Origin of the sequence: Niallia sp., from assembly GCF_031978665.1 — a bacterium.
Taxonomy (GTDB): Bacteria; Bacillota; Bacilli; order Bacillales; family Cytobacillaceae; genus Niallia.
Map to the genome: position 1 here is coordinate 71,000 of NZ_DALZDK010000011.1, position 9,501 is coordinate 80,500.

At 36.7% G+C, this 9,501-nt stretch carries 8 protein-coding genes and 2 pseudogenes; 1 reads left to right on the forward strand and 9 read right to left on the reverse strand.

All coding sequences use genetic code 11. The annotated features are described in order from the left end of the window. From RTL21_RS08035 to RTL21_RS08070, 8 genes and pseudogenes are all read right to left on the reverse strand, one after another. Window positions 1-218 (reverse strand): annotated as a pseudogene (locus RTL21_RS08035) (CDP-alcohol phosphatidyltransferase family protein); the annotation flags it as partial. A gap of 116 nt (window positions 219-334) precedes the next feature. After that, complete coding sequence (locus RTL21_RS08040; protein WP_312095079.1) at window positions 335-1,216, reverse strand: helix-turn-helix domain-containing protein; 882 nt, start codon at window positions 1,214-1,216, stop codon at window positions 335-337. A gap of 21 nt (window positions 1,217-1,237) precedes the next feature. Continuing rightward, window positions 1,238-2,029 (reverse strand): DUF3388 domain-containing protein, encoded by a 792-nt coding sequence (locus tag RTL21_RS08045; RefSeq protein ID WP_312095081.1) that lies wholly within the window; start codon window positions 2,027-2,029, stop codon window positions 1,238-1,240. Between the two features lie 459 nt (window positions 2,030-2,488). After that, entirely contained in the window at window positions 2,489-2,746 is a 258-nt protein-coding gene (locus tag RTL21_RS08050) for a DUF3243 domain-containing protein (protein WP_031534605.1), read from the reverse strand. 97 nt (window positions 2,747-2,843) lie between these two features. Continuing rightward, the gene (gene ymfI, locus RTL21_RS08055) at window positions 2,844-3,566 is read right to left on the reverse strand and encodes an elongation factor P 5-aminopentanone reductase (protein WP_312095084.1); all 723 of its coding nucleotides are present in this window, start codon (window positions 3,564-3,566) and stop codon (window positions 2,844-2,846) included. Between the two features lie 83 nt (window positions 3,567-3,649). After that, a pseudogene (gene yfmH, locus RTL21_RS08060) lies at window positions 3,650-4,926 on the reverse strand (EF-P 5-aminopentanol modification-associated protein YfmH). Further along, on the reverse strand, window positions 4,927-6,207 hold the full coding sequence (gene yfmF / locus RTL21_RS08065) for an EF-P 5-aminopentanol modification-associated protein YfmF (protein ID WP_312095086.1): 1,281 nt from the start codon (window positions 6,205-6,207) through the stop codon (window positions 4,927-4,929). Window positions 6,208-6,310: 103 nt separating this feature from the next. After that, the gene (locus RTL21_RS08070) at window positions 6,311-6,862 is read right to left on the reverse strand and encodes a hypothetical protein (protein ID WP_312095088.1); all 552 of its coding nucleotides are present in this window, start codon (window positions 6,860-6,862) and stop codon (window positions 6,311-6,313) included. A gap of 187 nt (window positions 6,863-7,049) precedes the next feature. Here RTL21_RS08070 and gpmA point away from each other — a divergent pair, with 187 nt between their 5' ends. Continuing rightward, complete coding sequence (gpmA, locus tag RTL21_RS08075) at window positions 7,050-7,841, forward strand: 2,3-diphosphoglycerate-dependent phosphoglycerate mutase (RefSeq protein ID WP_312095090.1); 792 nt, start codon at window positions 7,050-7,052, stop codon at window positions 7,839-7,841. Window positions 7,842-8,495: 654 nt separating this feature from the next. Here the strand turns inward: gpmA and RTL21_RS08080 are convergent. Continuing rightward, window positions 8,496-9,458, reverse strand: coding sequence for an ABC transporter permease (locus RTL21_RS08080; RefSeq protein ID WP_312095092.1), 963 nt, complete (start codon window positions 9,456-9,458; stop codon window positions 8,496-8,498). Window positions 9,459-9,501: the final 43 nt, after the last annotated feature.

Here is a 9,501-nt window from a genome sequence, read left to right on the forward strand (position 1 = left end):
CCTAAATCTGTTACTAAATTATATTTTCTCGCAAAATGTCCGTCAATCCAATCTGTAGTTGAAGCAATAATAAAAATCAACGCACCGATAAAATGTGTCATCGGTAAAGTGACACCTAAAAGCGTAAGTTCTCCCCATGAAAAATCTGCTAGCATAATTACTAGAAAGACAGGGATTAATAAAATTCTTGCTACGGTAATCTTATTTGGTAAATTCATCTTACATCCTCCATTACCATGACGATAATCGTCACTTTCATTAAAAATAAATTAAAAACATTAGTATTATACCCTAAATAAGCTATAATAGCGAAAAATAGTCATCGATTCGATGACTATTCTTCTTTTGCGTATTTAATGACAAGATCCTGTCTAGAGGAAGAATCACCAAGCTCCAATTTTTCATCATTGACAAAAACATCTACCTGACTATTTCCGATAACGATATTTGCTTCTGTCTCTTTTGATAAATCGACTTCCTGTGTATCAGATCCGCCTTTTTCAAGAATACCTTGGAAAAACGAATAGTTTTTCCCATTTTGGATATCAACCCAAACTTTTCCAGTTGAAACAAGCTTTACGACAAACTTATCCGCATTTTTCACTTCATAAGTAGTTGTTCTTCCGACTGTTTCTTTTTTTGTAATCTCTTGTTTTGGTTTCTCTTCTTCGACCTTTTTCTCTTCTTCTTCTACTACTTTCTCTTCTTCTTTATTAGCCTCTTCTTCTTTTGCTTCTTCTTCCTTCTCATTTAACGAATCAGATTTCATATAAACTGAATTTTGTTCCGTATCATTATTGGACTGTTTTTCTGGATCGGAATCTTTCGCATACACAAAATACCAAACCAAGAAGGCGACTGCTAAAACGAGAATGGCAATAAGTATAGTAGGCAAAATATCAAGTACCTTTGAACTCGCTCCGTCTAAGGATTTTCTCGAATTCACTCGTGATAAATTCTGCGGTAACTCATCGTTTGTCGTTGTCGGCACCTCATCTTTATATTCTTCAAATAATTCTTCTGGCACCAAACCTACCGCTTCTGCGTATTGTTTGATAAATGCCCGGGTATAAAATTTACCTGGCATCATGCTATAGTTACCTTCTTCAATGCCAACTAAATAACGGACTTGGATTTTTGTAATCTCCTGTAATTCCTCTAACGTTAGTCCTTTTGCTTCTCTAGCTTCCTTTAATCGATTTCCTAATTCACTCAAAAGATAACACCTTCCAACTTACTAAAAATCAAAACCCTCGAATTCACTTTCTATGGCAAGAGTATGCTTTTTATGAACATCATAAAGAATCTCCTCGCCTGGCTCATGTCTTAGCTCAATAATATAATCAAAATCATCTAAAGTGTATTCTGTATTATGTACAAAAGCATCGGGATGTTCTACCACTTTGATACATGGCAGGCGCATCACTTCTCTAATTACGGCCCAATGTCGCTCATTGATTTGCTTGGAAGATACAATTCCATCAATGATAAATAAATTGTTTTCATTGTATTCTCCTTGCATTAAGGAATGGCGAATGGTCTGTTTTAACAAAGTAGAGCTTACTAAAAGCCACCTTTTATTAGCACAAACACTGGCAGCAACAATAGATTCCGTTTTCCCTACACGAGGCATCCCTCTGATCCCTATTAATTTATGACCTTCTGTTTTAAATAATTCAGCCATAAAATCTACTAACAATCCAAGCTCATAGCGAACAAATCGAAATGTCTTTTTATCATCAGCATCTCTTTGAATATACCGACCATGTCTCACCGCAAGTTTATCTCTTAAAGAAGGTTCTCTAAGCTTGATTACTTTTATTGTGTCCATTGTATAGAGAATAGATTCTAACCTTTTTATTTGTTCTTTATTTTTTGCTAACATTAATAAGCCACGACGTCCATCGTCTACCCCATTAATAGTGATAATATTGATAGAAAGCATCCCTAGCAAAGAGGAAATATCCCCTAATAAACCAGGTCGGTTTTTTTGAATTTCGTATTCTAAATACCATTCCTTTTGTTCCAAAAAAATCCTCCTACAAATATCAAGTGAAATTTTCTAGTCTTTTAATTTCTATCATATAGGAATGGTATAAATAATCAAGAAAAAAGGGGTGAAAATAGAAAAAAAGATGGACAATTTGTCGAAAGGGTGCTTTCTAGAAGAATGCTGTTTTGTTTTTTTAGGAAGAACGGTGATTTCTGATAGATTTTCATGTATTTTATTTGGGATTGGAGATGGTATTTGATGATGAACTTCCTCTATTACCTTTTACTCTGCTTTTTCTTGTGCTCGGTCACAGATTGGCGCTCTCTGTTACCTTTTGCTCTGCTTTTTCTTATGTTCGGTCACAGATAGGCGCTCTCTATTACCTTTTACTCTGCTTTTTCCTGTGCTCGGTCACTGACACATTAATCAACAGAAGAAGCCCGATAAATAGACTCATTTCTTCATCTATTTGTCGAGCTTCTTTACAAACATTAATTATTTTGTTCCGTTATTATGGACTAGTTTTACCATCATATTAGCAATCGCATGTTGTTCTTGTTCGTCTGCAACGGACCATAAATCAGATAGAATTTTTTCTTGTTCGTTTTTTGGTTGAACTTGATTGGATAGGTAATCTCCTATTTGAAACGCAAGATCTCCTATTACTGCTTGGTTCATTCCTTCATTTTCAGCGTGATGAAGACGATCTGCTAGAAAGTCTTTCCATTGATCCCAATTTTCTAGAATAGACATATTGAAATACCCCTTTCCTTGCTTAAATGTGCATTACATCATTATTTTGGATAGTTCTTGAAATAATATGCATGAAAAGCAATTGGAAAAAAGCGATTTACATATGCCACCCACCATTTAGCGAAAGAACTTGGCCTGTCATGTAGGAAGATTTTTGAGATAATAAGAACGCCACGCTTTCTGCAACCTCTTTCGGCCTTCCTAGCCTTCCCATTGGAATTTCTTCTTCCATCATTTGCATTTCTTCAGGTGAAAATGATTGAAGCATATTTGTTTCAATCGCGCCAGGTGCTACCGCGTTTACCCGAATATTATTATAGGCTAGCTCCTTGCTTAACGCCTTTACAAAACTTATTTGTGCACCCTTAACAGCCGAATAAGCTACTTCCATTGCAGCGCCTACCTGCCCCCATATACTCGTGATTACGATAATATTGCCACTTTGCTTAGAAAGCATTTTAGGCAATAGCTCCCTTGTCATACACATTAACGAATGAACGTGGACATTCCATAAATCCTTCATCTCATTATCTTTTACATCGGTAAATAACCCATATGTGCTAATGCCACTTCCATGGACAATACCATCGATAGTAAAAATATTTTCCACTATTTTTTTATAAGCGTCTGGTTGTTTTAAATCTGCTTGAATCGGATAGTATTCTCCTCCGTATTCTGCTAACTCTGAAAGCAGCTCCTCGATCGCTCGCTGATTTTGATGAAAATGCAAATAAAGCGAATAGCCTTCCTCTGCTAACTGTTTCGCGATTGCTTGCCCTATTCCACCAGATGCACCAGTAATTAAAATCCATTTCCCCATTACTTGTCTCCACTCCATTTACGGCCTTGTTATCTAAAACAGCAACAGACACAAAGAAATATTCCTTTGTGTCTGCATCCACCTTATTTCGGTACCACTTGGCATGTAGTGATTCTATCTTCCTCCAATAATTTGGTGGCCGCATTTTTAATATCATCGACGGTAATTTCCTCAACAGTTGGCACCACGTCAAATAAATTCATCTCATTGAATGCATAGCGGGTAAATTGATTGGCGATATATTCTGGTGAATTAATCGCACGCAAAAATGCCCCAATTTTCTTTTTCTTTGTTCTTTCTAATGTCTCACTTGCAAAATCGCCTGTTTTCGCTTTCATGAGAATTTCTTTGATTGCAGCCTCCAAACGATCAGGATCACTCGTGTCTCCACCAATCATCGCAAATCCAAAGCCATGCTCCTGTGTGTAATCATAGGAAAATGTATCATCAATTAGGCCCTCTTGGAAAAGATTTTGATAATTCTCTGAGCTTTCACTAAATAGGAAATCTAAGAGTAAATTAATGCTCCACTCTTGCTTCATCATTTCTTTTCCTGACTGCTCCACGTCAATCCCTTTAATTCCAATAAGGCATTTAGACGTATGCACATTCATTTTTAATACTTGCTTTTCCTTGTTCACAGGCTTTGGTTCTTCCGCAAATTTACGCTGGATTTCACTGTGATTCGTATAATCCTTTTTATTTTGATTTTCTTTGATTTTCGTCATATATTCCTCAGGATCAACTGGTCCCACTATGAAAAGAAGCATATTGCTTGGGTGATAGAATGTATTATAGCATCCATAAAGCATATCTTTTGTTATATGAGAAATCGATTCTATTGTTCCAGCAATATCAATTTTCACAGGATGATTGACATACATATTTTCAATTAATCCAAAATAAAGACGCCAATCTGGATTATCATCATACATCGTAATTTCCTGACCGATAATTCCTTTTCCACCGTTTTTTCCGTGAAATAAGGCTCTTGCACAAAGTTTATTAGCGTTTCTAAATTATTCGCTACATTAGATGTACTAGAGAATAAATAGGCCGTTCTTGTAAACGAAGTAAATGCATTAGCACTTGCCCCCTGTTTACTAAAATCTTGAAAAACATCTCCGTCTTCCTTCTCAAAGAGCTTGTGCTCCAAGAAATGAGCAATTCCATCAGGAACTTGCGTAAAATCTGAACCATCAAGGGGAACAAAGGTATTATCTACCGAACCATAGTTTGTTGTAAACGTACAAAATGTTTTATTAAAGCCCTTTTTCGGTAAAATATATACCTTTAGCCCATTCGATAATTTTTCATAATACAATTCTTCTTGCAATTGAGCAAATTCGATTTTTTCCATTTATGCATTCCCCTCCGATCCGGTTAAGAAATAAACAGTATCCAATTCAATTTTCTTGGCAGCTTCGATAATTTCTTCCTTAGAAACTTTACTCATCTGCTGCAGCCATTCGCCCATTTCTACGTATTTGTCACTTACACTATTATGATAGAATAACTCAATCATCCCACGAGAGGTATCTAATGTTTCCAGCATTTGATTATGAATCACTGCTTTTGTCTGCATGATTTCTTGATCAGAAAATTCGCCCTTTTTCATGAGATCCATTTGTTCTTTAATAATTTTCACAGCTTTTTCGTAGTTTTGGTTATCAATTCCTGACATGACGAGCAGTAGTCCTTTATGGCTTTCGAGGCGACTTGCCGCATAATAAGCAAGGCTTTCTTTTTCCCTTACATTAATAAACAATTTAGAATGAGAGAAGCCTCCATAAATGCCATTTAGTACTTGAAGGGCAAAATATTCTGGGTCTCCATAGACAATTTGAGTACGGAATCCCATATTTAATTTCCCTTGTTTAATATCCTGTACTTCGCGAACCTCCTTCACTTCTCTTGTTTCATGTGGAGTTCTGCGATCAATGGACTTTGCTGTTCTTTCCTTAAACGGAAATAATTCTTCTATATAAGAAGTAACCTCTTCTTCGTTTATATCGCCCACCATATACAGATCAATTTGATCCTCTGCTAGCGCCGTTTGATAATAAGCAAAAAGGGATTGTGGTGTAATGCTATCAACCTGTTCCTTTTCTCCATATACGCTTAGGGCATACGGTTCGTTTTCACACATGACATCAATCACACGCTGATTGGAATAACGCATTTTATCATCATAGATCGATTGAATTCTTTGCTTTAAAGCACGCTTCTCATTTTCTACTACCTTTTGGTCAAAGGCATTGTCGGTGACATTCGGATGGAAAATAACTTCTGCTAAAAATTCCAATCCTTTTTTTAATAAAGGAGTCGGGTCTGATAAAAATTTTTCATTAACGATTTCTAATGAAAAAGAAACAATGTGGTATTCTCCTTTTTTAGCAAGGTCGATAAAAAAAGTCGCTCCATACAACTCTTCTACATAGGAACGAAGCTTTGCTGTTGTGGGATATTTCTCGGTGCTATTTTGCATCACATATGGAAGAAGCGCCCGGTGCGTTACATTTTCTTTTGTAATAGGTGTGCGCCATTTCACTACAATATTATTTGTTTTAAATTTTTCTGTTTTTACTGTATGTAATTGAAAGCCGCCATATTTCGTGATTTTTTCCGATGCTACACTCATAACATACCTCCTACATATACTTGCACTAATCATACACTACTTACTAGTATTTACTCTATTTATAAGGTTATTCTTACAAAGTATCGATTATTTTCCCTACCACTTATGATTCTATTTCTGTTATCTCTTTTCCTTCTTTGTTATATAGCTTAAACTCCAAACTAAAGGCTTTCGCTTCTGCTTCTGAAAGTCTCTCTTGAAACGCCCCCATGGAAAAGGTGCCTAAAGGAACTGATTTTTCTTCTCTTAATTGATTATTAATGAACAATTCAATCGTCCCAACGGTGGAACCATCTGATACAAATAGAAAAAGCGGTGTTCTGCTATTATCTACCGGAACGGTATAGGTTGTGATTCCATTGCTCGCACCACTTTCAAAATTCATACCAAGGTACGTATAATTCCCCTTAGAATCTTTTTCAAACCGAATAATGCCCTGTCCTTCTCCATTTGTAAAACCAACTATTCTATTCGTTTCAGTATCTACTATATCAATAATTTCAATATTCGTTTTTACCTGAAGTAAATCACTTTCGGCAATTAGCTTCTTAATGGACGCTTCATCATTCCCATACACAGGTTTATTCCACAAAAGACCAAATCCCAAAATAACCATTAATCCGATTGCTGCAACTGCTATTCGCTTTCTTTTCATCGTTTCCTCCACTAAAAAAAGGCTATACAACTTTGTATATTCAACATATCATTTGGATTACGTCTATTCAACCGAAAATGAAAATAATTCCACTTAATTTATTCAATGAAGAAGTTCAAAAGACTATTTATTAAAAAATAGGAAAAAAATAAAGGAAGCATATAAAAGAGGTAAAGGAGAAATGATGATGCCAAAACTTGTTTTGATTCGCCATGGAGAAAGTATTTGGAATGTAGAGAACCGTTTTACCGGCTGGACTGATATCGAGCTGTCTGAAACTGGATTAACAGAGGCGAGAGAAGCTGGGATGATTTTAAGAAGAAATGGCTTTTACTTTGATATGGCTTTTACTTCCTATTTAAAAAGGGCTATCCGCACCCTCTGGATTATCCTTGATGAAATGGACAGCATGTGGATTCCCGTACATAAAACATGGAAATTGAATGAACGTCATTATGGAGCTTTGCAAGGGCTTAATAAAGCAGAAACAGCGGATAAATTCGGGGAGGATCAAGTACAGCTTTGGAGAAGGTCCATGGATGTTAGACCACCTGCTCTTAGTAAAGAGGATCCCCGTTACACTATCAATGATCCTCGCTATGGACAGCTTAAAGAAGGGGAATTTCCTTTGACAGAAAATCTTGCCGATACGGAGAAAAGAGTTTTAACCTATTGGAATGAAGAAATTGCCCCGATGTTAAAGAGCAATAAAAAAGTCATTATTGCAGCACATGGGAATACACTTCGCGCTATCATTCAGTATTTAGACAATGTTTCTTCAGATGGAATTGCTTCCTTAAACATCCCGACAAGCATTCCATTGGTTTATGAATTAGATGATAACACCCTAAAGCCTATTCGGCACTATTATCTAGATATGAATGGTGAAGTTCCAGCAAATGTTGTTCCTAAACATATTCCGATCGAGTTATTGGATAAAGAAATAAAGACCAAGGTAATGAATACTCATGAGGAATAAGAAATCAAGGTAAGGCAGGATTTTTCCGAGAATAGGAACGAGGATGGGAAATAACTAAATAGAAGATTTGTAAGGGCGAATAATTATCAAAAATGATTTTCATTCGCTTTATGAACGCTTTTTCTTCTCTCGCTCTAGTCAAAAATGGTGTTCATTCGATGGATGAACGCCAGTTTCTCTTCCACTCTAATCAAAAGTGGTTTCATTCACTTTATGAACGCCAGTTTCTCTCACTCCTCTAATCAAAAGTGGCTTTCATTCACTTTATGAACGCCAGTTTTTCTCTCACTCTAATCAAAAAGTGGCTTTCATTCACTTTATGAACGCCAGTTTCTCTTCCACTCTAGTCAAAAGTGGTTTTCATTCACTTTATGAGCGCCAGTTTCTCTTCCACTTTAGTCAAAAGTGGTTTTCATTCGCTTAGTGAACTGTGAAGGGGCTCGGGGCTCGCCCCATGGAAAGCAAAGCGAGCGGTCATATCAGAAATAGTGTATTCTAGCTGCGCGTAATAGCAACAAACTTCCTGGAACAGCGTATTCAAAAGCTAATTAAAAAGCCAAACAATTATACGAAACTTTCGTGTAATTGTTTGGCTATAACTTGGGCTGGAGTACTTATGTTCCAGCTTCTTTTTCATTTCCCAAAAAATTCGTATTATCTGCTACCTTTAATATAAGGTACACCTGAAGCCTTTGGTGCATCTGCACGACCAATAAAGCCCGTTAATGCAATAATCGTTAATACGTATGGTGCAATTAATAGATATACGTTTGGAATGCTTTCTAAGAAAGGTAAGCTGCTTCCAACAATACTTAAGCTTTGCGCAAATCCAAAGAAAATGGCAGCTCCCATTGCTCCAAGCGGATTCCATTTACCAAAGATTAAAGCGGCAAGCGCCATAAACCCTTGTCCACTAATCGTAGCGTGTGTAAAATCATTTGTAATCGACTGGGCAAATACCCCACCGCCAATTCCGCCAAATGCTCCTGACAGAATAACAGCAATATAGCGCATTTTTGTTACGTTAATTCCCATTGTATCTGCAGCCATTGGATGCTCCCCTACAGAGCGAAGGCGTAAACCAAATGGCGTCTTAAACATGACAAACCAAACGATAATAGCTACGATGATTGCTAAGTAAGAAGTCCAATACGTATTAGAGAAAAATAAATCACCGATTACAGGAATATCCTTTAAGACAGGAACATCAATTTTCTTAAAGCCATAACGAATAGTAGCCGTTTGTCCTTTTCCATCATAGATTAATTTCACTAAAAACATAGCAAGTCCTGCTGCTAGCAAATTAATCGCTACACCAGAAACGGTTTGATCGGCACGGAATGTGATACTTGCCACAGCGTGCAGACAAGAGAAAATCGCACCAACAAGCATTGCAACAAGCAATGAAATCCAAGGTGTCCAAGCACCAAGACTATCCGCAAATGTTAAGTTAAAAACAATGGAAGAGAAAGCCCCCATCACCATTAAACCTTCTAATCCAATATTAACGACCCCAGCTCGTTCGGAAAAGTTACCGCCGAGTGCTGTAAAGATTAGCGGAGCAGCAAACAATAGCGAAGAAGGTATGACAATTAATAATACATCCATTAATCCCATTTACTTCTCCCCCTTTTTACTTTTATTTTTACTTAATCTGTCC

What these genes read in the sequence shown, in the direction of transcription:
- RTL21_RS08050 (WP_031534605.1), bottom strand. Translation starts at nt 2,746, where the DNA reads ATGTCTATTCTAGAAAATTGGGATCAATGGAAAGACTTTCTAGCAGAT.
- ymfI (WP_312095084.1), bottom strand. Translation starts at nt 3,566, where the DNA reads ATGGGGAAATGGATTTTAATTACTGGTGCATCTGGTGGAATAGGGCAA.
- yfmF (WP_312095086.1), bottom strand. Translation starts at nt 6,207, where the DNA reads ATGAGTGTAGCATCGGAAAAAATCACGAAATATGGCGGCTTTCAATTA.
- RTL21_RS08070 (WP_312095088.1), bottom strand. Translation starts at nt 6,862, where the DNA reads ATGAAAAGAAAGCGAATAGCAGTTGCAGCAATCGGATTAATGGTTATT.
- gpmA (WP_312095090.1), top strand. Translation starts at nt 7,050, where the DNA reads ATGCCAAAACTTGTTTTGATTCGCCATGGAGAAAGTATTTGGAATGTA.
- RTL21_RS08080 (WP_312095092.1), bottom strand. Translation starts at nt 9,458, where the DNA reads ATGGGATTAATGGATGTATTATTAATTGTCATACCTTCTTCGCTATTG.